Origin of the sequence: Nocardia sp. JW2 (assembly GCF_051843015.1) — a bacterium.
Lineage (GTDB): Bacteria > Actinomycetota > Actinomycetes > Mycobacteriales > Mycobacteriaceae > Nocardia > Nocardia coubleae.
In genome coordinates this window covers 79,315-102,398 of sequence record NZ_JBPXLK010000017.1, presented here as the reverse complement: position 1 = coordinate 102,398, position 23,084 = coordinate 79,315, and the positions used below count along the sequence as shown (strand labels likewise).

Below are 23,084 nucleotides of genomic sequence, written 5' to 3'. Positions count from 1 at the left end.
CTGGTAGATGGTTTGCACGCATGACCACACGCCGCACCCGAGAATTCGGATGCGGCGTGTGGAACGGTGTGCGTTATCAGTCGCGCGGCTTCTCGCGCAGCTCGTACGCCTCGATAATGTCGCCGTCCTTGATGTCGCTGTAGGTCACGGTCATACCGCACTCGAAACCTTCGCGCACCTCGGTGGCGTCGTCCTTCTCCCGCTTGAGCGAGGAGATGGTCATCGTCTCGGCGATCACCCGGCCGTCACGGATCAGGCGCGCCTTGGCGTTGCGCTTGACCGAACCGCTGGTGACCATGCAGCCGGCGATGTTGCCGATCTTGGACGAACGGAAGATCGCGCGGATCTCCGCCCGGCCCAGCTCGACCTCTTCGTAGATCGGCTTGAGCATGCCCTTGAGGGCCTTCTCGATCTCGTCGATGGCCTGGTAGATCACCGAGTAGTACCGGATATCGACGCCCTCGCGGTTGGCCAGCTCGGTGGCCTTGCCCTCCGCACGGACGTTGAAGCCGATGATGATCGCGTTCGAGGCCGACGCCAGGTTGACGTTGGTCTCGGTGACGCCACCGACACCGCGGTCGATGACACGCAAGCGCACCTCGTCGTCGATCTCGATACCGAGCAGGGCCTCTTCGAGGGCCTCGACGGTACCGGAGTTGTCGCCCTTGAGGATCAGGTTGAGCTCCGAAGTCTCCTTCAGGGCGGCATCCAGATCTTCCAGGCTGATCCGCTTGCGGCTGCGTGCGGCGAGCGCGTTGCGCTTGCGTGCGTTGCGGCGGTCGGCGATCTGGCGGGCGATGCGGTCTTCCTCGACCACGATCAGGTTGTCACCGGCGCCGGGCACCGAGGTGAAACCGATAACCTGCACCGGGCGCGACGGGAGCGCCGCGTGGACGTCCTCGCCGTGCTCGTCGACCATGCGGCGCACGCGACCGTAGGCGTCGCCCGCCACGATCGAGTCGCCGACACGGAGCGTGCCGCGCTGGATGAGCACGGTGGCCACCGGACCACGGCCGCGGTCGAGGTGCGCCTCGATGGCGACACCCTGGGCGTCCATGTCCGGGTTGGCCCGCAGGTCGAGCGAGGCATCCGCGGTCAGCAGCACCGCTTCGAGCAGCGCGTCGATGTTGGTGCCCTGCTTGGCCGAGATGTCGACGAACATGGTGTCGCCACCGTATTCCTCGGTCACCAGGCCGTATTCGGTCAGCTGCTGCCGGATCTTGTCCGGGTTCGCGCCTTCCTTGTCGATCTTGTTGACCGCCACGACGATCGGCACGTCGGCCGCTTGGGCGTGGTTGATCGCTTCCACCGTCTGCGGCATGACGCCGTCGTCGGCCGCGACCACGAGGATCGCGATGTCGGTGGCCTTCGCACCACGGGCACGCATGGCGGTGAACGCCTCGTGACCCGGGGTGTCGATGAAGGTGATGAGGCGCTCTTCCTCGTTCAGGTTCGTCAGCACCTGGTAGGCACCGATGTGCTGGGTGATGCCACCGGCCTCGCCCTCACGGACGTTGGCCTTACGGATCGTGTCCAGCAGTCGGGTCTTACCGTGGTCGACGTGACCCATCACGGTCACCACCGGCGGACGCTGCTCGAGGTCTTCCTCGGTGCCCGCGTCCTCGCCGTAGGTGAGGTCGAACGAGGAGAGGAGCTCGCGGTCCTCGTCCTCCGGGCTGACCACGTGGACGACGTAGTTCATCTCGCTGCCGAGCAGCTCGAGGGTCTCGTCGTTCACCGACTGGGTAGCGGTGACCATCTCACCGAGGTTGAACAGGGCCTGCACGAGTGCGGCCGGGTTCGCGTCGATCTTCTCGGCGAAGTCCGACAGCGAGGCGCCACGGGCGAGACGGATGATCTCGCCGTTGCCACGGGGCAGACGCACGCCGCCGACGGCGGGAGCCTGCATGTTCTCGTACTCGGCGCGCTTCGCCCGCTTCGACTTGCGGCCACGGCGAACCGCGCCACCGGGACGACCGAAGGCGCCTGCGGCACCACCACGGCCACCGGGACCACCGGGACGACCGCCGCCGCCACCGGGGCGACCACGGAAACCACCAGCCGCGGGTGCACCGGCACCGGGAGCGCCGGGGGCACCGCCACCGCCACCGCGGTAGCCGCCACCGCCGCCACCACCGGGACGGCCTGCGCCGCCACCGGGGGCGCCGCCGGGACGACCCGGACGGCCACCGGCCGCGGGGCCGGGACGTGCGGAACGGGCGGGCATGGCACCGGGGTTCGGACGCGGCGGCATCGAGCCCGGGTTGGGGCGCGGACCACCGGGACGCGGGGCACCGCCCTGCGCGGCGGCCGGACGCGGACCACCCTGACCCTGACCGGGGCGGGGACCGCCCTGACCGGGAGCCGGACGCGGGCCACCCTGACCGGGAGCCGGACGGGGACCGCCCTGACCCGGCGTCGGGCGAGGACCGCCCTGCGGGGCGGGACGCGGCGCCGGACGCTCACGATCGGGAGCGGAGCTGAACGGGTTGTTGCCGACCCGGGGGGTCTTCGGGCCGGGCTTCGGGCCGGGACCGGCCGGACGCGGGGCCTGAGCACCCGGTGCGGGGGTACCCGGACGCGGCTGCTGCGGCGCCTGACCGGCCTGACCCGGACGCGGGGCGCCGGGGGTCGGACGCGGGCCGGGAGCCGGTGCGTTGGCCGGCTTGGCCGGTGCGCTCTGCGCGGCGGCGGGCGTCGGCTTGGCGGCCGGAGCCGGCTTCACCTCGGGCGCCGGAGCCGGAGCGGGTGCGGGAGTCGCGGCGGCGGCGGGCGCCGGAGCCGGACGCGGGCCCGGACGGGGACCACCGGGGGTGGGCTTGGCGGCCGGACGGGCCGCCGACGACGGACCCGGACGGGCCGCCGGCTTCGCGTCGGCCGCCGGAGCGGACTTCGACGCGAGTGATTCGCGCAGACGACGTGCGACGGGTGCTTCCACCGTCGAGGACGCCGACTTCACGAACTCGCCTTGCTCCTTGAGCTTCGCGAGTAGTTCCTTGCTTGTGACACCGAGTTCCTTAGCCAACTCGTGCACGCGGGCCTTGCCTGCCACTGCTCTCCTCACTGAGAGGTCGAGCAGTGACGCCGCCTAGGTAAGGCGGGCCCGCACGACCTCGGGTTATCTCCGATGGACGTTCATCGTTGGTGCTTCACGGTGTGCTCATGAGTGCTCGTGCCTGTTCTCGAGGTACTGCTCCAGGGCTGAGATATCCAGATTTCCGGACACTCGTAGGGCTCTGCCGAATGCTCGGCGCCGCTCTGCGGAACGCAGACAAGCTGAGACGGGGTGCAACCAGGCACCCCGTCCGGGAAGTCTGCGCCGCGGGTCGGGAACGATGACCACGGGGGCGGCGGCAGTAGCACTGCCCGCCTCCCTTGGCTGCGTCACGATCCGCAACAGGTCGGCAGACGGCTCGCGCTGACGGCATCCGATACAGGTTCGAACGGATTGCGCGGGCCGGTCCTTCACCCACTCTACCGGTGACCCGGTCATAACGACGAACCCCTCCCCTTCCGAAGTTATCAACCTGTCATCCGGTGGCCGATATTCCGACGTGTACGCGTCAACTACGGTGCGCCTGCGGCCGTGCCGAATCGTCGGTCTCCGGCGCGGCGTCGCTGCGGATATCGATGCGCCAGCCCGTCAGGCGGGCAGCCAGGCGGGCGTTCTGCCCCTCCTTGCCGATGGCGAGGGAGAGCTGGAAATCGGGCACGATCACCCGCGCGGCGCGCGCCTCGGGGTCGACGACAGTGACCGAAACCACTTTCGACGGCGAGAGCGCATTACCGACGAAGGTCGCCGGATCCTCGGCGTAATCGATGATGTCGATCTTCTCGCCCGCCAGTTCGCTCATCACATTGCGCACGCGCTGGCCCATCGGGCCGATACAGGCGCCCTTGGCGTTCACGCCCGGCACGGTCGAACGGACCGCGATCTTGGAGCGGTGCCCCGACTCGCGGGCCACCGCGACGATCTCGACGGAACCGTCGGCGATCTCGGGCACCTCCAGCGAGAACAGCCGCCGCACCAGGTTGGGGTGGGTGCGCGAGAGCTGGATCTGCGGACCACGCGGACCGCGCGACACACCGTAGACGTAGCACTTGATGCGGTCGCCGTGCTCGTAGGTCTCGCCGGGCACCTGCTCGGCGGGCGGGATCAGGCCCTCGGCGCCGTTGGCCTCGCTGCCGATGCGCACCACGACGATGCCGCGCGCGTTGGCCCTCGCGTCGCGCTGGACGACGCCGCCGACGATGTCGCCCTCGTGGGTGGAGAACTCGCCGAAGGACTTCTCGTTCTCGGCGTCACGCAGCCGCTGCAGCACCACCTGGCGGGCGGTGGTCGCGGCGATGCGGCCGAAACCCTCAGGGGTGTCGTCCCATTCGGAGACGAGGTTGCCGTCGGCGTCGAGTTCGCGCGCCATCACCCGGACCACGCCGGTCTTCTGGTTGATGTCGATGTAGGCGTTGGGCTGGTGCCCCTCGGTGTGCCGGTAGGCGGTGAGCAGCGCCGACTCGATCGCCGAGATCACGGTCTCGATCGGGATGCCCTTGTCGGCGACGATCGCGCGCAAGGCTTCGATTTCGATGTTCATTCCGCAACCCCTTCGGTGGGAGTGTCACTGTGTTGGCCTGCTGCGGCGAGGTCGGCGGGTTCGTCGCCCGGGACGGGGCGGCCCGCGGCGATTCCACCGGCGAGTTCGAGTTCGGCGGCGCCGGGTGCGTTGAATTCGACCTGGACGACCGCGGTGGCGATGTCGGCGAGGGGCACGTGCACCCGGTGCGGCTTGTTCCTGCCGCCGAGCACGAGCGCGATGGTGCCGTCGTCGGCGAGCTGACCGACGCGCGCCTCGAACTTCTTCTTGCCCTCGACGGCTTCGGCGCCGTCGGCCAGGCCGACCTTCACCTTGCGGCCCTGGGCGCGGCGCCAGTGCCGGTCGGTGGTCAACGGCCGGTCGACGCCGGGGGTGGTCACTTCGAGCAGATAGGCGGATTCGCCGAAATCACCTGCCGCGTCGAGCGACTCGGACATCTCGCGGCTCAGGTCGGCGATCGCGTCGAGGTCGGCGGGACCGTCGCTGTCCACGGTGACCTTCACCCGAACCGGAGCCAGTTCGTCCTTGCCCGCGGCCGCGATCGCGACGCCCTCGAGGTCGAAACCCCGGCGTGCGACGAGCTCAGCGACGAGCTGGCTCACCCTTTCCTCGGTGGGCATCGGCATATGGGCGGCTCCTGGTTCAGTTGTGACGCGATCGGAAATTTCTACGCCGAAGGTCTAGCGTAACGCGCCACGAGAGTGTAAAGGACCAGCCACCGGGCGGTGCGCACCGGTCCTTGTCGGCGTGCCAGGCGCGATCGCCGCGTGGCGAACCGCCGCCGCGAGATCTGGCACGATGGTCCACGTGCATCACCGCCATACCGTCCCGCCGAGTGCCGGGCGACCTTCCGGCATGCGCACCGACCACCGCGATTCCCTCCCGCCGACCAGCGGGTTCGCGCGTGAAGTCGTGCGGTCGGCCACCGCCTCGGCCGTCGCGACGACTGCCGAATCCGCCGTCGCGCCGAGCACCCACGCTGCCACGCAGACTGCCGAGCACCCGAAGTCGCCGAACACCGACGCCGTGCCGCACGCGAAGTCGACAGAGCACGCTACGGCCGCCGGAAGTGCCGCGCGCACCTGGCGTCGGCGGACGGTACTGAGGCTGGCCGGAGCGGGCGCTGTCGCGGTGCCCGCCGTCGCCGTCTTGGCGTCGTGCGCCGAGGACGACACCGTGCATGCGCCGGATCCCCTTGCCGCACACGAGGTTCTGGCCCGAGCAGATGCCGCTGCCGCGACGGCCGCGATCGCGCTCGCACCGCAGGCGCAGGCCGCGCTGACGACCGTCGCCACCGAACGCACCGCCCACGCCGACGCCTTGCGCGCTGAGATCGACCGGGTGATCGGGGTCTACGGCGACGGAACCACCCCTGTGCACCGCACCGGCGTCGTCACCGTGCCGGGGTCCGACGGTGCGCCGGTGCCGGCCGCCGATCTGGTCTCGGCGGCGCAGCAGCCGATCAGCGTCGAGCAGTTGCGTGCCCGGTTGCAGCATTCCCAGCAGGCCGCAGCGACCCTGGCCCGCACCGAATCCGGTTACCGCGCAGGGCTTCTGGCCTCGATCAGCGCGGCCTGTGCCACCGAGGCGGGAGTTCTGCTGTCATGACCGGTCAACGTGAAGCGCTGCAACGCGCCCTCGACACCGAGTACGCGGCCGTGTACTCCTACGGCCTGATCGCCGCCTACGCCAACAGCGATCGGTCGCGCCTGGTCGCGGAGTTCAGTGCCGCGCACCGCGCCCGCCGGGACGCGACGATCGAACTGCTCGAAGCCGGTGGCTCCGCACCCGAGGCACCCGACGCCGCCTACAACCCACCGTTCCCGGTCGACGACCCGATCCCGGCCGCACACCTCGCCGTAGCGGTCGAATCCGATTGCGCCGCAGCGTGGTACGCCGTGGTCGAACAGGCCACCGAGGAGGCCGTCCGGGCCGGCGCCGTCGAAGCGCTCACCGAAGCAGCGGTGCGCCGCGCCCGATGGCAGGCGATCCTCGGCACGAACCCGGTCACCGTCAGCTTCCCGGGACGGACATAGCCCGAAGGCCCACCGGGTCACGCGGGCTTCCGTACTGGAATACCGCCCGCGCACATCAGCCCGTCGCGGACGGAAGCGATTCCGCCCGCCCGGCAACGCCATTCCCTCCCGTTGGCAGTGCCGGCGGGCGACGAGCCATCGAGGGAGCCTCGATGGCCGCCCCGTGTGACACAGCGACGGTCCGGCCCGCTGAACAGGCCGGACCGTCGCTGTCGACTACGGACGCATCGCGTAGGCGCCGTCGTAGGACTCCACCTGCTGCCACACCCGGTCGAACCGCTCCGCGTCGGCGATCGGCGTGCGCAGGGCGGCGACGGCCCAGTTCCGCTGTGCGTCGGTGACCGACGGCTTGCCGAGCAGCGCGGTGGCCTGGGTGTTGAAGTCGCGGATCTGGAAGTCGAAGATCTGGTCGAGCACGTCGCGGTCGAGGCCGGTGAGTTCGGCCTGCTCGAGGATCAGCTGACCGTAGACCACCGTGGAGAACAGGTGGCCGATGGTGAGCATGAAGTCCAGGTCCTTCTGCTGCGCCTCGTCCGGTGCGGCGGTGAGCAGCAGCTCACGCAGCGCCTTGGCCTGCTCGTAGAAGCGGCCCACGTTCGGCACGTCGGCGGCCGCCTCGTAGGGCGGGGTCCAGTCGGCGAAGCGCACCTTGCCCGCGCCGCGCGCCGGGCCCTGCTTCCAGAAGAACTCCTCGTCGCCCGCCTCGAGCCGGGTGGGGACCGCCGGGTACTCGGCCGGGTTGAGCAGGTAGTTCGGCATGAACTTGAGGATCTGGCCCACGTTCACGTGCACCGTGCCCTCGAGCCGGGGCAGGTGGTTGATGTAGCGCGAGGCCTCGTGGAAGTAGGTGTTCTTCTCGAAACCCTTGGCCGCCAGCACATCGAGCAGCAGGGTCATCGCGACCTCGCCCTCGGAGGTGACCTTGGACTTGGTCATCGGGTTGAACAGCAGGTAGCGGCGATCCTCGAGGGAGGCGCTGCGGAAGTAGTCGACGGCCCGGTCGCTGAACAGCTTCATCGCGACCAGGCGGGCGTAGGCGTCGACGAAATTGCCACGCACGTGGGCGAAGTCGGTGACCGGCTTGCCGTAGAGGATGCGGTTGTTGGAGTGGGTGATGGCCTCGAAGAACGAGTGCTCCACCATGCCGATGCTGCCGTGGCACAGGTTGAACTTGCCGACGTTGACGGTGTTGAGCGCGGCCGAGAACCCTTCGGGGCCTTCGTGGAGCACGTCGGCGGCGGTCACCGGGTAGTTCTCCAGCCGGAAGTGGCTCACATACATCTGACCGTGGATGACGCTGTCGACCAGGTGGTAGTTGTCGTGGCGGGAGTCGGCGGCGAACCAGACGTAGCCGTCGGCGCCCTCGATGTCGGCGCGGCGGGAGAACACCGACACCATCGAGGCGACATTGCCGTTGCCGATGTAGTACTTCTCGCCGTTGGCGCGGAACAGGATCCCCGCCTCGGCGTCGGCGCTGCCCGGCTCGGTCGGAGTCAGGACGAGGTCGGTGTTGTAGATGTCGGCACCGTGGTCACGCTCCGACAGCGCGAAGGCCATGACCTGACCGTCGGCGAGGTCGGCGGCGGCCTTGCGCTTGGCGATCTCGTTGTCGCTCTGCCAGATCGGGCCGAGGCCGAGGATCGTCACCTGCTCGGCGTACCAGTAGGCCAGCCCGTAGAAGCCGAAGATCTCCGACAGCGCCGCATTGCGCGCGGCGTCCCAGCGCTTGTTCGGGTCACCGTCGGCGTAGGCGGCCGGGGTCAGGAAGGTGGCGAACAGCTTCTCCTTCGCCACGAAGTCCAGGAAGTCCTGCACCCACAGCGCGTCCCGGTCGTCGGCCAGCAACTGCGCCTTGCCCTTGGACTCGAACCACTCGATGGTGGCTTTCAGCAGCCGCCGCGTCTCCGCATCGAAATGCTGCGGGTCGTAGGTGGCGGGGTTGAACAACAGGCTGGGCGAACTCGTCATACCCGTCAACTTATCAGCGCCCCGTCCCCGACTATGCCGTCTACCTGCAGGTTTCCCCTACGTAGGCGTAAGTTCGGCGGATACGCCGATCGCGCTGCCCCACCGGTCGGCGAGACAGCGCGATCGTTGCGGACAGATCAGCCGCGGACGCGCGCGGTGACCGCGCTGACGGCGTCTTCGGCCGGGATCTCCTCGGCTTCGCCGGTCAGCCGGTTGCGGAGTTCCACCTTGCCTTCGGCCCAGCCGCGGCCGATGACCAGGATCCAGGGCATGCCGAGCAGTTCGGCGTCCTTGAACTTCACGCCGGGAGAGGCGGTGCGGTCGTCGAAGAGGACCTCGAGGCCTTCGGCGTTCAGCCCGGCGACCACGTGTTCGGCGCCGTCACGGGCGGCGGCGTCCTTGTTGGCGATCACCACGTGCACGTCGAAGGGGGCGACTTCGGCGGGCCAGCGCAGGCCCTTCTCGTCGTGCTGCTGTTCGGCGATCACCGCGACCATGCGGGAGATGCCGATGCCGTAGGAGCCCATGGTGAGGCGCACGGGCTTGCCGTTCTCGCCGAGCACGTCCACATCGAAGGCGTCGGTGTACTTGCGGCCGAGCTGGAAGATGTGGCCGATCTCGATGCCACGGGCCGACACCAGCGGACCGGCGCCGTCGGGCGAGGGGTCGCCGTCGCGGACCTCGGCGGCCTCGATGGTGCCGTCGGGGGTGAAGTCACGTCCGGCGACCAGGCCGACGACATGCTTGCCCTGCTGGTCGGCACCGGTGATCCAGGAGGTGCCGTCGACGACGCGGGGGTCGACCAGGTAGCGAACACCGTTGGCCTGCAGACCCTTCGGACCGATGTAGCCCTTCACCAGGAACGGGTTGGCGGTGAAGTCCGCCTCGGTGAGCAGTTCCACCGTCGCGGGTTCGACAGCGGCCTCGAGGCGCTTGTCGTCGACCTCGCGGTCACCGGGGATGCCGATGCCGACGATCTCGGACTTGCCGTCGGGGTGACGCAGCTTCACCATCACGTTCTTCAAGGTGTCGGCCGCGGTGACGGCGCGGTCGAGCACCTTCGCCTCGTTGGCCCAGTCGACCAGGGTGGCGATGGTCGGCGTGTTCGGGGTGTCGTGTTCGACGGCGGCGGGCAGCCCGTCGATGGGCAGCGGCGCGGGGGCGGGAGTGACCACGGCTTCCACGTTGGCGGCGTATCCGGACTCCACGCAGCGCACGTAGGTGTCCTCACCCACGGGGCTCTCGGCGAGGAATTCCTCCGACGCGCTACCGCCCATGGCACCGGAGGTGGCGGCAACGATCACGTACTTCACGCCGAGCCGGTCGAAGATGCGCTGGTAGGCGGCGCGGTGGGTGGCGTAGCTGGCGGCGAGGCCGTCGTCGTCGAGGTCGAAGGAGTAGGAGTCCTTCATGATGAACTCGCGGCCACGCAGGATGCCCGCGCGGGGGCGTTCCTCGTCGCGGTACTTGGCCTGGATCTGGTACAGCGTGACCGGCAGGTCCTTGTAGGAGTTGTACTCACCCTTCACGGTGAGCGCGAACAGCTCTTCGTGGGTGGGGCCGAGCAGGTAGTCGCCGCCCTTGCGGTCCTGGAGGCGGAACAGCGCGTCACCGTATTCGGTCCACCGGTTGGTGGTCTCGTAGGGCTCGCGCGGCAGCAGCGCGGGCAGGGAGATCTCCTGGGCGCCGGTGGCGTCCATCTCCTGGCGCACGACGTCCTCGATCTTGCGCAGCGTGCGCAGACCCAGCGGCAACCACGAGTACACGCCCGGGGCGACGCGGCGGACGTAGCCGGCACGCACCAGCAGTTTGTGGCTCGGCACCTCGGCGTCGGCGGGATCGTCTCGCAGGGTGCGCAGGAACAGGCGGGAGAGGCGGGTGATCACGGATGCACAGGGTAGTCCCTGGTCCGGTGGGGCCGACAGCCGATTACCACCTGAGCGCGCGGGAGGTTCCCGTCGCCGGTCCACGCCGGGAATCGCATATCAGGTTACCCATTGGAGTCGTGCGCCAATCAGCAGATAACAAAGCGATAACGGAACCGGGTTCGGCAAATATCGAAGCATTAGGTTTTTCACAGACGCGAATTTCCCGACGACAAAAGAAGTTTCGGTAACCTGCACATTCTGCGGCGCTACCCCTGCGAGAGGCCGACCATGCCGGACACGATTTCCCTGCCTAAGCGCTGTACAGCAGTGTTCGCCGGTGCCGCGCTCGCGGCGGCGGTGCTCGCCGGGTGCACGAAGACCGAGACCACCGAGAGCGGCCAACTCCTGCAGTCGTTGAAGGACAAGGGCACGATCACCGTGGGTTTCGCCGGTGAGGCGCCCTATTCGTTCGAGGAGGGCGGTCAGCTCACCGGCGCGACCGTGGCCCTGCACAAGGAGATCTTCGCCAACCTCGGCATCAAGACCGTCGACGGTGTGCAGACCGAGTTCGGCGCCCTCATCCCCGGCTTGCAGGCCGACCGATTCGACGCGGTGAGCGCCGGAATGTCGATCTTGCCGAAACGCTGCGAACAGGCCGCATTCAGCGAACCGGAATTCATGTACACCACCGCGCTGATGGTGAAAAAGGGAAATCCGATGAACCTCAGCGATATGCAGTCGATCAAATCCAGCGGGGCGAAGATGGCCGCGATGACGGGTGCCATCGAATCCGATTACGCCGCGTCGCTCGGCATCGACGCCACCCAGGTGGCCACCCCGCAGGACGGCATGGACGCGGTCACCTCGGGCCGCGCCGACGTGTTCGCGCTCACCGCGATCTCGCTGAACTGGCTGAAGAGCCACACTCCCGACGCGCCGGTCGATGTGACGCCGTCGTTCGTGGCGGTCATCGACGGCAAGCCGCAGGTCGGTGCGGGCGGCACGGTCTTCCGCACCACCGATCCGGACCTGCTAGCCGCCTACAACGCCGAACTCGCCAAGATCACCAGCGACAAGGACAAGTACTTGTCCATCGTCGGCAAGTTCGGCTTCACCGAACGTGAACTGCCCGACCCGAAGTACACGACGGCAAAACTCTGCAAGGGCGAGATCTGACCGGCTCGTGAGCAAGCTCGACGCGGTACGCGATGCCCTCCCCGCGCTGTGGGACGGCATCGTCGTCACGCTGGAACTGACCATCGGCGGTGCGCTGCTCGCGTTCGTCCTCGCCCTGGCGCTCGGTACGGCCGCGCGCTTCCGCTCGCTCGCGGTGCGTGGCAGCGCCCGGGTTCTGATCGAATTCTTCCGTGGTACTTCGCTGTTGGTGCAGATCTTCTGGCTGTTCTATGTGCTGCCGCTGCTCGGCTACAAGCTCGACCCGGTGTTCTGCGGCATCCTCGCGCTCGGCCTCAACTACGGCGCCTACGGTGCCGAGGTGGTGCGCGGCGCGCTGAACGCGGTGCCGCGCGCCCAGTTCGAGGCGGCGGTCGCGCTGAACTTCAGTCCATGGCAACGAATGCGGCGGGTGCTGTTCCCGCAAGCGTGGGCGCTCATGCTGCCCTCGCTGACCAATCTGCTCGTACACCTGCTCAAGGGCACCGCGCTGGCCTCGTACATCACCCTGCACGATCTGACCTACGAGATCGGCCAGCTGCGCAAGACCACCAGCGACACCCTGTTCTCCTTCGGCGTCGGCCTGGTGATCTATTTCGCCCTCGCCTACCTGCTGACCCTCGGCATGAACCTCCTGGAAACCCGCGCCAAAACCAAGCTCGGCCGAGGTGCGTCGCTGAAGGAAGTGCTGCGACTCGCCCCTGACGACGCGAAGGTGACCGCATGAACGCCCAATGGAGCTGGGAGCGCGCCCGCGACGCCCTGCCGGTGCTGTGGGACGGCTTCCAGATCACCCTGCTCGCCACCGTGCTCGGCTTCGCGCTCGCCGCCGTGCTCGGGCTGATGATCGCGATCATCCGCCAGTCGATGCCGCGCTGGATCGCCGCACCCGTCCACGCGGTGAGCGAGTTCGTGCGGCTCACCCCGCTGGTCGTGCAGCTGCTGTTCGCCTACACCCTGCTCACCCAGTTCTCGGCTTTGCAGATCGGCATCACCGTGCTCGGTATCCATTACTCGAGTTATCTCGCCGAGGTGTACCGGGCCGGGATCGAGGCGGTACCGAAGGGGCAGTGGGAGGCGGCGCGCGCGTTGTCGCTGCCGCCGACACGCACCTGGCGGGCGGTGGTGCTGCCACAGGCTATCCGGGCGTCGTTGCCCGCACTCGGCACCAACGCGGTGTCGATGTTCAAGGACACCCCGTTCCTGTTCGCCATCTCGGTGGTCGAACTGGTCACCTCGGCACAGCAATTCGGGGCGCGCAACTTCGCCTACCTGGAGGCGATCACCCTGGCGGGCGTGTTCTTCCTCGTCGCCAGCTACCCGACCTCCGTGCTGATCAGAAGACTGGAGAAGCGACTTGCCTACTACTGACGAGATGATTCGATTCGATCAGGTGGTCAAACGCTTCGGCGCCCTCACCGTGCTCGACCACCTCGATTTCACGGTCGGGCGTGGGGAGAAGGTCACGTTGATCGGCCCGTCGGGGTCGGGCAAGACCACGATCCTTCGCCTGTTGATGACGCTGGAAACCGTGAGCGAGGGCGTCATCTGGGTCGACGGCGAACCCCTCACCCACACCGAACGCAACGGAAAACTGGTGCCCGCCAAGGAGAAACACCTGCGGGCGGTGCGCACCAAGATCGGCATGGTGTTCCAGCAGTTCAATCTGTTCCCGAACATGACGGTGCTCGAGAACATCACCGAGGCGCCGATCCACGTGCTCGGCAAGTCGAAGGACGAAGCGCGCGAGCGGGCACGGCACCTGCTGGATGTGGTCGGCCTGGCCGACAAGGAGAACGCGCACCCCTCCCAGCTCTCGGGTGGTCAGCAGCAGCGGGTGGCGATCGCGCGGTGCTGCGCGATGGACCCGAAGGTGATGCTGCTCGACGAGGTGACCTCCGCGCTCGACCCGGAACTGGTCGGCGACGTGCTCGACGTGCTGCGCACCATCGCCGAGACCACCGACATCACCATGCTGATCGTCACCCACGAGATGCGTTTCGCCCGCGAGGTGTCGGACCGGGTGCTGATGTTCGATGCCGGGCGCATCGTCGAGCAGGGTCCGCCGGAACAGATCTTCGAGGCGCCGACCAACGAGCGGACGCGCAAGTTCTTGGAAGCGGTGCGCTGAGCACCCCCGGGATTTCGGATGCCGTAGTCGGCGAGCACGAGGACGCGGCTTTGCCGGGAGCGGCGGGGTGGGGCGCTGCGGTGATCAACGCGCCGATTACCGTTGACGCTCGTGCTGGTGCTGCTGCCTCCCTCCGAGACCAAGTCCGACGGCGGTTCGGGCGCGCCCCTGAACCTCGACGATCTGGCGATGCCGCAGCTGAGCGCGGTGCGCGACAAGTTGATCACCGAGGTGGTCCAGTTGGCGGCCGACCCTGCCACCTCGGCTGCCGTGCTCGGGCTCGGCAAGGGCGCCGACACCGAGATCGCCCGCAACGCGACCCTACGCACCTCCCCCACGCGACCGGCGCTCGAGCGCTACACCGGCGTGCTCTACGACGCGCTGGACGCGAAGTCGTTCACCAAGGCGCAGCGGGCCAAGGCATATGCCCGGCTCGGCATCGGCTCCGCCCTGTTCGGTGTCGTCCGCGCGGGGGACCCGATCCCCGCCTACCGTCTCTCCGGCGGCACCAAACTTCCCGGCCTGCCCACCCTCTCGGCCCTGTGGCGTGACGTGCTCCCCGACGCCCTCTACGCCGAGGCCGCGGGCGATCTCGTCGTCGACCTGCGCTCGGGCACCTACCAGCAGCTCGGCCGCGTCCCCGACGCGATCACCGCCAACGTCCTCACCGAACACCCCGACGGTTCCCGCACCGTGGTGAGCCACTTCAACAAGCACCACAAGGGGCTGCTCGCCCGCGCGCTCGTCCTCACCCGCGCCGACCCCACCGATATCCGAGGCGTGGCCCGGGTCGCGACCAAAGCCGGTCTGCGCGCCGAAATCGCCTCGCCCACAGAGCTTCTCATCATCACCTGACCTCGAGGTGCGCGCCGGCCCGGTTACCGGTAACGTTCCGCGGTTCGGTCGCGTCCGGCCGGGCATGCGTGATCGAGAGAGTGCTCAATGGGTTTCGGTAGGGGTTTGTTCCGGCGTCGCGAATCTGCTTCGCGGGACGCGATTTTCGGCAAGTGGGCGGTCGACATCCTGCGGGCGTTTCCCGAGGTGGTCTCGGCGGAGTTCGATGCGTCCGAGTTCCACGTCGATGTCGTCTACGCCGACGGCGCGATTCAGCAGTACGGCCTGCAGACGCCGTACCGGCTGGCCGAGGGCCTCGACGGTGAGGAAGCGGTGCAGCTGCTCGTCGAGTACTTGCGCCGTGCGGTGACATCGCGAACGGTGATGACCGAACCCGTAGCGGGCTGGTTGTCGGCGGCGCCGACGTTGCGCTCGGTGCTGCGGCCGGCCGGTGACCTCACCCTCGAGTTCCAGGGGAAACGGATCGGCGACCACATGCTGTGGCGGCCGCTGCTGCCCTGCCTCACCGAGCGCGTGGTGATCGACCTGCCGACGTCGATGCGCACAGTGTCCCCGGACGATCTGGTCGAGTGGGGTGTGGATGCCGATACCGTCTTCGCCACCGCCCGCGCCAACATGATCGACTTCGCGGTGGAGACCGTGTCGCTGTTCGACACCGAGGACGGTGTGCTGTTCCTCCCGGACGACGACGGTGATCTCTACGCGGGGTCGCTCCCGCTGGTCGACGGCTGGCTGGCCGGGCTCGGCAACAAGGCGGGTGCGCAGCCGCTGTTCTTCGTGCCTGGCAGCTACGGAGTGCTCGCCGGCGTGGCCAGTTCTCCCGAGCGGGTCTGCGAGCTGGTCGCCGCCGCCCGGGAGATGTTCGACAATGCCGTTCGACCCGTGTCACCCGCTCCCTACACGGTCGACGAGCGGGGCAGGCTGGTGCCGTTCACCGTGCCGATCGACCACCCCGCGTGGGCGGCGATCCGTTCCGCCGAGGCCGCGCTCTCCGCCCCGGTGCATGCCGCGCAGTACCAGAGCCTGCACGCCGAGGCCGAAGCAGGCCGACTCGACGAGCACGCCGCCGAGCTGCTGCATGTACGGGCCGCCGACGGAATCGAGGAAACGGTGGCCGCGTGGACCGATACCGTGCCCACACTGCTGCCGCGGGCACACGTCGTCAGCATGGTCGACCCGACGACACACTCGCTGTTCCAGGTTCCGTGGGAGGTGCTGGATCGCGAAGTCGGCTTGCGGGCCGTGCCCGGCCTGTTCCCGCCCCGCTTCCTGGTCGAACATCACCCCGATCAGGCGACGCTGGCCAGGATGCGGGCCGCGGGGAGGTGGGGAACGGGTTAGATCTGCGCCGCCGCGAGGGCCGCGCGCACCTCGTCGGCACTCGCGGGCTTCGACGCGGGCGGCCAGTTGCTGTCGGCGGCGTACGGCTGGACGTAAACCGGCGTATCCCTTTGGGAGCGGCGGCTTTCCGGGAGACCACCACCGTCGACAACGTCGTAACCGAGGCTGTCGATGAACTCGGCGGCCAGCTTCTTGGCGTCGGCGTCGTCACCGAAGATCGGCAGGGCGGAGCGGTCGGCGGCGCCTGCCGGCCGGGCGAGTTCGGCCAGGTTGGCGTAGGCGATGTTGTTGAACGCCTTGACCACCTTCGACTCGGGCAGGTGCGCTTGCAGGAGTTCGCTGGTGGTGGTCTCGTCGGCGTCGAGTTCGGGGAACGCGCCGTCACGCTCGGGGTAGTAGTTGTTGGTGTCGAACACCACCTTGCCCGCCAGTGGGGCGACGGGGACGTCGCGATACGCCTTCAGCGGGACGGTGACCACCACGTAGTCACCCGCCTCGGCCGCTTCGGCGGGGGTGGCCGCGCGGGCGCGAGGGCCGAGTTCGGCCACCAGGTCCGCCAGGGTTTCCGGGCCACGCGAATTGCTGAGGACCACGTCGTGACCCGCGTCGACCGCGAGCCGGGCCAGGGTGGAACCGATGAATCCGCTACCGATCAATCCGAGTGTCGTCATGTGCCGGGTCAACCGATGGGGCGCCACGATTGTTCCCCGCGGAAACTCGGCGGCGCCCCCGGTGCGCTATTCGCCGACAGGCGAGTTCAGGGAGATGAGATTGCCGCAGGTGTCGTCGAAGACGGCGGAGGTCACCTGGCCCATGGGCTGGGGCGGCTGGGTGAAGAAGACACCCAGGTCGGTCAGGCGGCGGTATTCGGCGTCGATGTCGTCGACGGTGAAGATCATCATCGGAATACCGTCGGCGCTCAACGCCGTCTTGTAGGCCTTCGCGGCAGGGTGCTGGTCGGGCTCGAGCAGCAGCTCGATGCCGTCGGGGTCGGCGGGCGAGACCACGGTCAGCCACGAGTACTCACCAAGGGGCACTTTGTGTTTCACCTGGAAACCGAGCACCTCGGTGTAGAACTTCTCGGCCTTGTCCTGGTCGTCGACGAAGACGCTGGTGACGCCGATGCGGATCATGTGTCCTCCTGGGGAATGGGCCACCGCGCCGTCAGCTCGCGCAGCGGGGTGAAGTCGCGGTAGTGGAATTTGTAGCGGCCGACGCGGCTCGTGCGGACCAGGCCCGCCGCCTCGAGCACACCGAGATGCTGGGTGATCGCCTGCCGCGAGGAGCTGATGCCGTGCTTGGTCACGAGCCTGCCGCACAGTTCGAACAGGGTCTGACCGTCACGATCGGCCAGTTCGTCGAGCAGCGCGCGTCGTGTCGAGTCCGCCAGGGCGGTGAAGATATCGCTCACGGCGAGCACTCCTTGTCTCTTCCGCAATCACCATAGGCAAGTAGCTACTTGCCTGTCAATCCAACAGATACCGTGACGCAGCACAAAGACAACGGGGTCGCCGCCGCCTACCCTGAACTCGGCCGACCGACCCGACGCCGACGACCGCTCGATCCCCAGGATGTTCGATGACCAACCGCATGCGCGCTCTCGTTGCGGCGCTGACCGTTTCGGTGTCCGCAGTGTTCTCGGCCGGAGCGCACGCCGAACCCGCGAGCGGGGCCGCCTATGTGGCCCTCGGCGATTCCGGTGCCGCGACCACCGGCGCCGCGAACTTCGACCTCACCGCTCCGCTGCAGTGCGCTCGCTCGACGGCCAACGCACCGAAGCTGGTGGCGCAACGGCTCGAACTCACCCTCGACGACCGCACCTGCAGTTCGGCGAAGATCCCGCACCTGACCCAGCAGCAGGGACCGGGTATCGCCCCGCAACTGGACGCGCTCGGGCCCGCGACACGGCTGGTCACACTGCACATCGGCGCCAACGACGCCGACATGACCCAGTACATCCTCGGCCGGTGCCACCTGGGCGGTTGCGGGACGGACCACGGCTGGGACGAGAAGATCGACGCGATCGCCCCGAGCTACGCGGCAGCGCTGGACGACATCACCCGCCGCGCCCCGAACGCCGTCATCGTCGTCGACGGCTGGCCGACCTACCTCACCGACCACAGCTGCCCGGCCATGGCCGGACTGCGCGACGCCGACGCCGCCTACATCCAGTCCAAGTTCGAACGGCTCAACGCGGTGGTCGCGCGCGAAGCCGCCGCGCACGGTGCGATCTATGTCGACACTGTCGCCGCGTCCCGCCAGTTCGGGATGTGCGCGGATCCGTCGGCGCGCTGGTTCGACCCGATCCTGGCCGACCGCACGCTGCTGCCCTATCACCCGACCCTGGCCGGACAGCGCGGCGTGGCCGACCTCATCGTCGCCGCGATCGAATCGAACAACGCGCTCGCGCGCTGAGCGCCGCCCGGATACCGTGGCCGTCATGGTCTCCTGGGGTGCGCTGGCGTCGTTCGCCGGACTGGCGTTGCTGATCGTTCTGGTGCCGGGCCCGAGCGTGTTGTTCACCATCGGACGGGCGCTCACCGCCGGTCGGCGGACCGCGTTGCTGAACGTGATCGGCAACGCCGTGGGCGTCTATCTCCAGGTCGTCGCCGTCGCGTGTGGCGTGGGGGCGGTGGTGATGGCGTCGGCGACGGTGTTCACCGCGATCAAGCTCGTCGGCGCGGGTTACCTTGTGTACCTGGGTATTCAGGCCTTCCGGCACCGCACCCAACTGCACGATGCCATGCGGCTCGGGCCCGACGGTCGCGACGGCAACGCGGTCGCGGCATTGCGCGACGGGTTCATCGTCGGCCTGGCGAACCCGAAGACCATCGTCTTCTTCGCGGCGCTGCTCCCCCAGTTCGTCGACCCCGCACGCGGCGGCGTACCGCAGCAGATGTTGATCCTCGGCCTGTGCATCCCTGTGTTCGGCCTCGTGTTCGATTCACTGTGGGCGCTGGCGGCCGGCTCGGCCAGGACCTGGTTCGCACAGTCACCGCGACGCCTGGCCGCGGTCGGCGGGACAGGCGGGTTGGTGATGATCGGCCTCGGCGCGTCGCTCGCGCTGACCGGACGCAAGGACTAGCCGGACAACCCGATGAGTTCGGCCGCGAGGTTGGCGCGAGCGAGCCCCTCGTACCGCTGATAGGCCCGCGGCGTGCGGAACAGGCGCGGTTGCTCGGCGAGGTTGCGCAGCACCGAGGCACGGCCCGCACGGAACAGGTCGTCGGGGACGTGGCGGTATTCCTCGCGGATCGCGGCCGCGTAGGCGGCGTACTCCTGCGCTGTCCCACCGAGCACGACCAGGTCGGCGTCGCAGAGCACCGCGCCGTTGGCATCGCCGGCTTCCGGGTTGTGACCGCGGGTGAGGACCACCAGGCGCACCACCTCGTTCACCAGCTCTGGTGTGGCGCCGAGTGATTCGAGCACGTCGCGAGCCAGGTCGGCGCTGCGTTCCTCGTTGTCGGCGCGGTCGACGGCGTAGATCGCGTCGTGGAAGAAGGCCGCGTAGCGCACGGCGTCGATATCGGTTGCGGCATCGGCCAATTCGTCGATGGCGTCGAGCATCACCGCCAGGTGGGTGAGGGTGTGGTAGCGACGGTGTGGTTCGGCGTAGCGGCCGATGATGCCGATCCCGATGGCTTCGGAGTCGGTCCCGGCCAAGGCGATCCACCGGTCGAGCAGGTTCTCCGCGAGCACAGACATCCCTCCAGTCTCATGCCGCGTCAACTGTCGGGCAACCCCGTCTTCACCACGAGAACCCGAATACCGTTCTGCCACAACGGGCCGGAATGCCGGGCATGACCGCCGCGTTCGTACCGGTATGACCCGAACCATCACGCTGTCCGAAGAGTTGTCCACCTATATCGACAACGAGAAGGCGTATGCCACCGTCGCCACCCTCGGGCCCGACGGGCATCCGCACCTGACTGTCGTCTGGATCAAACGCGACGGCGACGACCTGCTCTTCTCCACCACCGTCGCCCGCCAGCAGGCCAAGAACCTGGCCCGCGACCCCCGCGTCACCGTGATGGTCAATCCGCCCGAACGCCCGTTCGTCTATGCCGCCATCCGCGGCACCGCCACCCTCGTCCCGGATCCCGATCGTCTGCTCCCCGACGAGTTGTCCCTGAAATACACCGGTCTGCCCTACGCGGAGTTCAACCCGGCCTCGGTAGACGACGCCGAACGGGTGACGGTACGGATCACGCCGTACAAGGTCACCGGCCGCCTCTGAGGCTCAGGCCTGCTGGGCTTCCTCCTGGGCATGCTGGGCCTGGGCCAGCTGACCCGGCGTGAAACGCAGTGTCACCGCCACCACGGCGGCCAGCAGCGCCAGACCCGAGCAGACGAGCAGGACTGTGGTGTAGCCGCTGGTGAGCGCGTCGAGCTGGGGTCCGGTCATGGCCGACACCTTGGTGTCGGGGCTGCCGCCGAGCGACAGGGTGCGCGAGGCCGCGATCGGGCTGAGCAGTCCGATCGCGATCGGCGTGGCCAGGTTCATGAACATCTGCCCTACCGCCGAGAGCGGGCCGATATCGGACGGCGGCACGTCGACCAGCACGCACAGCGGTGCGAGCACCATCGCCACACCCACCCCGAACCCGATGACGACGAGCAACGGCAGCAGCGTGGTGAAGTAGCCGATGTGGCGATCGAGTGTCGACCCGAACAGCAGCGCCCCCGACAGCACGAGCGCGGCGCCGGTCAGCAGCCAGCGCGGCGGCACGAGCAACGCCGCCTTGGAGGCCAGCGCGCCGCCGACGCCGATGCCGATGGTGAACGGGATGCAGGCGATACCGGCGTGCAGTGGGCTGTAGCCGAGCGAGTTCTGCAGCATCTGGGCGACGAAGAAGGTCATCGCGCCGAGCACCGCGCCCGCCAGGAAGATCAGCAGGAAGGTCGAGTTGCGGTCGCGGCTGTCGAACAGCGACCACGGCAGCAGCGGATCGGCTTCGTTGCGTTCGATGAGCACGAACGCCACGAGGAGCACGACGCCGACGATCAACGAGGTCAGGATGACCGGGCTGCCCCACCCCCACGACGGCCCCTCGGTAGCGCCGAACACGACCAGCGCGCAGGCGAGAGTCCCGAGCACCGCACCCTTCACGTCGAGGGGTGCCCGGTGGTGGGCGGTGTCGGAGAGCGTGTACATCGCGCCGACCACGATCAGCGCGCCGATCGGCACATTGATGAGGAAGATCATCCGCCACGACATCTCGGTGAGCAGACCACCGATCACCAGGCCGCTCACCGACCCGATGCCCGCCATCGATCCGACGACGGCCACCGCCTGGTTGCGTGCCTTACCCGGCGCGAAAGTGGTGGCGACAAGCGCGAACGCGGTCGGTGCCGCGATCGCCGCGCCCGCACCCTGGAAGGCGCGCGCGATCAGCAGCGCCAGCTCGCCCTGGGCGAGGCCACAGGCCAGCGAGGCGGCGGTGAACAGGCCGACACCGGTGATGAGCATGCGTTTGCGGCCGAAGACGTCACCGAGGCGGCCGCCGAGCAGCATCATGCCCGCGAAGGTGAGGCCGTAGGCGGTGACGGTCCACGCGCCGCCCGAGCTGGACAGGCCGAGTTCGTCCTGCAGGCGGGGCAGCGCGAAGATCACGACGGTGCCGTCGAGCACGACCATGAACTGCAGGCCGCTGAGAACGATGATCGCGAGCCCGAAGGCCGACTGCTTCACCGGGGACTGCTTCGAGGCAGCGGGGTTTTCGAGCACAGTCGACCACTGTAAACGACACCGTCGGCGCCACCCGCCGCGATCGTGACCTCAGGCGGGATCGGCGGCCTCGGCGCCGAAGGCCGCCGTCGGCCCGATGACGATGATCGCGGGCGGCCGGATGCCCTCCTGCTTGACCCGCTCGGCGACGGTGGCCAGGTCGGCGCGCACCACCCGCTGGGTGCGCAGGGTGCCCTCCTGGATGACGGTGGCCGGAGTGTCGGCGGGCTTGCCGCCGTCGAGCAGGGCGGCGGCGAACTTGTCGATACGTTCCACGGCCATCATCAGCACGAGGGTGCCGCGCAGCTTGGCCAGCGCCGACCAGTCGACCAGCGAGTCCGGGTGATCCGGGGCGACGTGTCCGCTCACGACCACGAATTCGTGGGTCACCCCGCGATGGGTCACCGGGATGCCCGCGGCACCGGGTACCGAGATGGGGCTGGTGATGCCGGGTACCACCGTCACGGGGATGCCCGCCTCGGCGCACGCCTCGAGCTCCTCGTACCCGCGCCCGAAGACGTACGGGTCGCCGCCCTTGAGCCGGACGACGAACTTGCCCGCCTTCACGCCCTCGACGAGGGCGAGGTTGATCGCCTCCTGCGCCATGGACCGGCCGTAGGGGATCTTCGCCGCGTCGATGACCTCGACGTGCGGGCCGAGTTCGGCGAGCAGTTCCGGCGGGGCGAGCCGGTCGGCGACAACCAGGTCGGCGCGGGCGAGCAGGCGGCGGCCGCGCACGGTGATGAGGTCGGGGTCGCCCGGTCCACCACCCACGAGCGCGACGCCGGGCGTCACGGGTTCCGAATCATCGGTCACCACACCGGATTGCAGTGCTTCGAGCAGGCCGTTGCGGACGGCGGCCGAGCGGCGGTGCGCACCGCCGGCGAGGACGCCGAGGGTGAGACCGTCGTAGCGGGCGGTCGCCGGGGTGACGGCGGTGCCGTCGCGGGCGATGTCGGCGCGCACGCAGAAGATCCGTTTGGCGGTGGCCTCGGCGACCACGGCGGCATTGGTCTCGGGTTCGTCGGTGCAGGCCATCGCGTACCAGGCCTCGTCGAGGTCGCCGTCGCGGTAGTCGCGCAGTTCCACGGTGAGTTGCCCCGCTGTTGCCATGCCCTCCACAGCGGGGGTCACGGCCCGGCTGATCACGTGCACCCGCGCACCCGCCGCCACGAGCAGCCCGAGCCTGCGCTGGGCGACAGTGCCGCCGCCGACGACAACGACTCTTCGCCCACGCAGATCGAGCCCGACCAGGTAGTTCGGGTCCCCGGCGGGCTGGGTCGATGCGGTGTCAGACGTGTTCGGCACAATGTCCGAGCCTAGTTCGTGACGTGCCGATCCCCGCACCCACCCGGCCGTTGCGGTGTCGGCCCGCTGCCTCGTGCCGGTGGG

At 68.7% G+C, this 23,084-nt stretch carries 23 protein-coding genes; 11 read left to right on the top strand and 12 right to left on the bottom strand.

The features are described 5' to 3' along the window. Positions 1-76: 76 nt before the first annotated feature. The 4 genes from infB to rimP form a co-directional block, all read right to left on the bottom strand. Positions 77-3,052: a translation initiation factor IF-2 gene (gene infB / locus ACSVDM_RS22180; RefSeq protein WP_439267494.1), complete on the bottom strand. Its 2,976-nt coding sequence runs from the start codon at positions 3,050-3,052 to the stop codon at positions 77-79. Positions 3,053-3,160: 108 nt separating this feature from the next. Further along, the gene (locus ACSVDM_RS22175; protein WP_084456574.1) at positions 3,161-3,493 is read right to left on the bottom strand and encodes a YlxR family protein; all 333 of its coding nucleotides are present in this window, start codon (positions 3,491-3,493) and stop codon (positions 3,161-3,163) included. A gap of 70 nt (positions 3,494-3,563) precedes the next feature. Further along, complete coding sequence (gene nusA, locus ACSVDM_RS22170; RefSeq protein WP_067636432.1) at positions 3,564-4,592, bottom strand: transcription termination factor NusA; 1,029 nt, start codon at positions 4,590-4,592, stop codon at positions 3,564-3,566. After that, complete coding sequence (rimP, locus tag ACSVDM_RS22165; protein ID WP_439267491.1) at positions 4,589-5,218, bottom strand: ribosome maturation factor RimP; 630 nt, start codon at positions 5,216-5,218, stop codon at positions 4,589-4,591. The genes nusA and rimP overlap by 4 nt, the downstream gene beginning before the upstream one ends. 181 nt (positions 5,219-5,399) lie before the next feature. On the opposite strand from rimP, the gene ACSVDM_RS22160 reads away from it, so the two are divergent. Both ACSVDM_RS22160 and ACSVDM_RS22155 read left to right on the top strand, forming a co-directional pair. Next, positions 5,400-6,200 (top strand): hypothetical protein, encoded by an 801-nt coding sequence (locus tag ACSVDM_RS22160; protein WP_439267489.1) that lies wholly within the window; start codon positions 5,400-5,402, stop codon positions 6,198-6,200. Next, complete coding sequence (locus ACSVDM_RS22155; protein WP_439267487.1) at positions 6,197-6,628, top strand: ferritin-like domain-containing protein; 432 nt, start codon at positions 6,197-6,199, stop codon at positions 6,626-6,628. Before ACSVDM_RS22160 ends, ACSVDM_RS22155 begins: the two co-directional genes overlap by 4 nt. Before the next feature lie 216 nt (positions 6,629-6,844). On the opposite strand, the gene ACSVDM_RS22150 is transcribed toward ACSVDM_RS22155, so the two are convergent. Next, positions 6,845-8,596 (bottom strand): acyl-CoA dehydrogenase family protein, encoded by a 1,752-nt coding sequence (locus tag ACSVDM_RS22150; RefSeq protein ID WP_439267485.1) that lies wholly within the window; start codon positions 8,594-8,596, stop codon positions 6,845-6,847. A gap of 137 nt (positions 8,597-8,733) precedes the next feature. Then, on the bottom strand, positions 8,734-10,482 hold the full coding sequence (locus ACSVDM_RS22145; protein WP_439267483.1) for a proline--tRNA ligase: 1,749 nt from the start codon (positions 10,480-10,482) through the stop codon (positions 8,734-8,736). A gap of 270 nt (positions 10,483-10,752) precedes the next feature. On the opposite strand from ACSVDM_RS22145, the gene ehuB reads away from it, so the two are divergent. The 6 genes from ehuB (at position 10,753) to ACSVDM_RS22115 (ending at position 15,964) form a co-directional block, all read left to right on the top strand. Beyond that, positions 10,753-11,640: an ectoine/hydroxyectoine ABC transporter substrate-binding protein EhuB gene (ehuB, locus tag ACSVDM_RS22140; protein ID WP_439267481.1), complete on the top strand. Its 888-nt coding sequence runs from the start codon at positions 10,753-10,755 to the stop codon at positions 11,638-11,640. A 7-nt stretch (positions 11,641-11,647) separates the two neighbouring features. Further along, positions 11,648-12,364, top strand: coding sequence for an ectoine/hydroxyectoine ABC transporter permease subunit EhuC (ehuC, locus tag ACSVDM_RS22135; protein WP_439267479.1), 717 nt, complete (start codon positions 11,648-11,650; stop codon positions 12,362-12,364). Further along, on the top strand, positions 12,361-13,008 hold the full coding sequence (ehuD, locus tag ACSVDM_RS22130) for an ectoine/hydroxyectoine ABC transporter permease subunit EhuD (protein ID WP_439267477.1): 648 nt from the start codon (positions 12,361-12,363) through the stop codon (positions 13,006-13,008). Before ehuC ends, ehuD begins: the two co-directional genes overlap by 4 nt. Before the next feature lie 4 nt (positions 13,009-13,012). After that, positions 13,013-13,768 (top strand): ectoine/hydroxyectoine ABC transporter ATP-binding protein EhuA, encoded by a 756-nt coding sequence (gene ehuA / locus ACSVDM_RS22125; RefSeq protein ID WP_439267475.1) that lies wholly within the window; start codon positions 13,013-13,015, stop codon positions 13,766-13,768. A 111-nt stretch (positions 13,769-13,879) separates the two neighbouring features. Next, positions 13,880-14,623 (top strand): peroxide stress protein YaaA, encoded by a 744-nt coding sequence (gene yaaA / locus ACSVDM_RS22120; RefSeq protein ID WP_439267473.1) that lies wholly within the window; start codon positions 13,880-13,882, stop codon positions 14,621-14,623. An 87-nt stretch (positions 14,624-14,710) separates the two neighbouring features. Beyond that, positions 14,711-15,964: a hypothetical protein gene (locus ACSVDM_RS22115; RefSeq protein WP_439267471.1), complete on the top strand. Its 1,254-nt coding sequence runs from the start codon at positions 14,711-14,713 to the stop codon at positions 15,962-15,964. On the opposite strand, the gene ACSVDM_RS22110 is transcribed toward ACSVDM_RS22115, so the two are convergent. The 3 genes from ACSVDM_RS22110 to ACSVDM_RS22100 form a co-directional block, all read right to left on the bottom strand. Then, positions 15,961-16,635, bottom strand: coding sequence for an NADPH-dependent F420 reductase (locus ACSVDM_RS22110; RefSeq protein WP_439267469.1), 675 nt, complete (start codon positions 16,633-16,635; stop codon positions 15,961-15,963). The two genes, ACSVDM_RS22115 and ACSVDM_RS22110, sit on opposite strands and share 4 nt — an antisense overlap. Positions 16,636-16,701: 66 nt before the next feature. Further along, complete coding sequence (locus ACSVDM_RS22105) at positions 16,702-17,094, bottom strand: VOC family protein (RefSeq protein ID WP_067496485.1); 393 nt, start codon at positions 17,092-17,094, stop codon at positions 16,702-16,704. Then, positions 17,094-17,375, bottom strand: a complete 282-nt coding sequence (locus tag ACSVDM_RS22100) for an ArsR/SmtB family transcription factor (protein WP_067636728.1) — start codon at positions 17,373-17,375, stop codon at positions 17,094-17,096. The genes ACSVDM_RS22105 and ACSVDM_RS22100 overlap by 1 nt, the downstream gene beginning before the upstream one ends. Before the next feature lie 167 nt (positions 17,376-17,542). Here ACSVDM_RS22100 and ACSVDM_RS22095 point away from each other — a divergent pair, with 167 nt between their 5' ends. Both ACSVDM_RS22095 and ACSVDM_RS22090 read left to right on the top strand, forming a co-directional pair. Next, positions 17,543-18,379 carry an SGNH/GDSL hydrolase family protein gene (locus tag ACSVDM_RS22095; RefSeq protein ID WP_439267467.1) on the top strand — a complete coding sequence of 279 codons (837 nt, stop codon included), beginning with the start codon at positions 17,543-17,545 and terminating at the stop codon, positions 18,377-18,379. Between the two features lie 25 nt (positions 18,380-18,404). Then, a complete protein-coding gene (locus tag ACSVDM_RS22090) occupies positions 18,405-19,049 on the top strand; it encodes a LysE family translocator (protein ID WP_439267465.1) in 645 nt (214 codons plus the stop codon). Here the strand turns inward: ACSVDM_RS22090 and ACSVDM_RS22085 are convergent. Next, positions 19,046-19,669, bottom strand: a complete 624-nt coding sequence (locus ACSVDM_RS22085; RefSeq protein ID WP_439267464.1) for an HD domain-containing protein — start codon at positions 19,667-19,669, stop codon at positions 19,046-19,048. The genes ACSVDM_RS22090 and ACSVDM_RS22085 overlap by 4 nt on opposite strands. A 118-nt stretch (positions 19,670-19,787) precedes the next feature. Here ACSVDM_RS22085 and ACSVDM_RS22080 point away from each other — a divergent pair, with 118 nt between their 5' ends. After that, positions 19,788-20,201, top strand: a complete 414-nt coding sequence (locus ACSVDM_RS22080) for a PPOX class F420-dependent oxidoreductase (RefSeq protein WP_439267462.1) — start codon at positions 19,788-19,790, stop codon at positions 20,199-20,201. A gap of 3 nt (positions 20,202-20,204) precedes the next feature. Here the strand turns inward: ACSVDM_RS22080 and ACSVDM_RS22075 are convergent, their stop codons facing one another. Together ACSVDM_RS22075 and cobA are read right to left on the bottom strand one after the other, a co-directional pair. Further along, a complete protein-coding gene (locus ACSVDM_RS22075) occupies positions 20,205-21,656 on the bottom strand; it encodes an MFS transporter (RefSeq protein ID WP_439267460.1) in 1,452 nt (483 codons plus the stop codon). A gap of 87 nt (positions 21,657-21,743) precedes the next feature. After that, positions 21,744-23,000, bottom strand: a complete 1,257-nt coding sequence (gene cobA, locus ACSVDM_RS22070) for a uroporphyrinogen-III C-methyltransferase (protein WP_439267458.1) — start codon at positions 22,998-23,000, stop codon at positions 21,744-21,746. Positions 23,001-23,084: the final 84 nt, after the last annotated feature.

Bases quoted from the DNA above. Each gene is read 5' to 3' on its own strand.
- ACSVDM_RS22175 (WP_084456574.1), bottom strand. From the start codon at position 3,493: ATGACCGGGTCACCGGTAGAGTGGGTGAAGGACCGGCCCGCGCAATCC.
- nusA (WP_067636432.1), bottom strand. From the start codon at position 4,592: ATGAACATCGAAATCGAAGCCTTGCGCGCGATCGTCGCCGACAAGGGC.
- rimP (WP_439267491.1), bottom strand. From the start codon at position 5,218: ATGCCGATGCCCACCGAGGAAAGGGTGAGCCAGCTCGTCGCTGAGCTC.
- ACSVDM_RS22155 (WP_439267487.1), top strand. From the start codon at position 6,197: ATGACCGGTCAACGTGAAGCGCTGCAACGCGCCCTCGACACCGAGTAC.
- ACSVDM_RS22150 (WP_439267485.1), bottom strand. From the start codon at position 8,596: ATGACGAGTTCGCCCAGCCTGTTGTTCAACCCCGCCACCTACGACCCG.
- ehuB (WP_439267481.1), top strand. From the start codon at position 10,753: ATGCCGGACACGATTTCCCTGCCTAAGCGCTGTACAGCAGTGTTCGCC.
- ehuD (WP_439267477.1), top strand. From the start codon at position 12,361: ATGAACGCCCAATGGAGCTGGGAGCGCGCCCGCGACGCCCTGCCGGTG.
- ehuA (WP_439267475.1), top strand. From the start codon at position 13,013: ATGATTCGATTCGATCAGGTGGTCAAACGCTTCGGCGCCCTCACCGTG.
- ACSVDM_RS22115 (WP_439267471.1), top strand. From the start codon at position 14,711: ATGGGTTTCGGTAGGGGTTTGTTCCGGCGTCGCGAATCTGCTTCGCGG.
- ACSVDM_RS22110 (WP_439267469.1), bottom strand. From the start codon at position 16,635: ATGACGACACTCGGATTGATCGGTAGCGGATTCATCGGTTCCACCCTG.
- ACSVDM_RS22095 (WP_439267467.1), top strand. From the start codon at position 17,543: ATGACCAACCGCATGCGCGCTCTCGTTGCGGCGCTGACCGTTTCGGTG.
- ACSVDM_RS22090 (WP_439267465.1), top strand. From the start codon at position 18,405: ATGGTCTCCTGGGGTGCGCTGGCGTCGTTCGCCGGACTGGCGTTGCTG.
- ACSVDM_RS22085 (WP_439267464.1), bottom strand. From the start codon at position 19,669: ATGTCTGTGCTCGCGGAGAACCTGCTCGACCGGTGGATCGCCTTGGCC.
- ACSVDM_RS22080 (WP_439267462.1), top strand. From the start codon at position 19,788: ATGACCCGAACCATCACGCTGTCCGAAGAGTTGTCCACCTATATCGAC.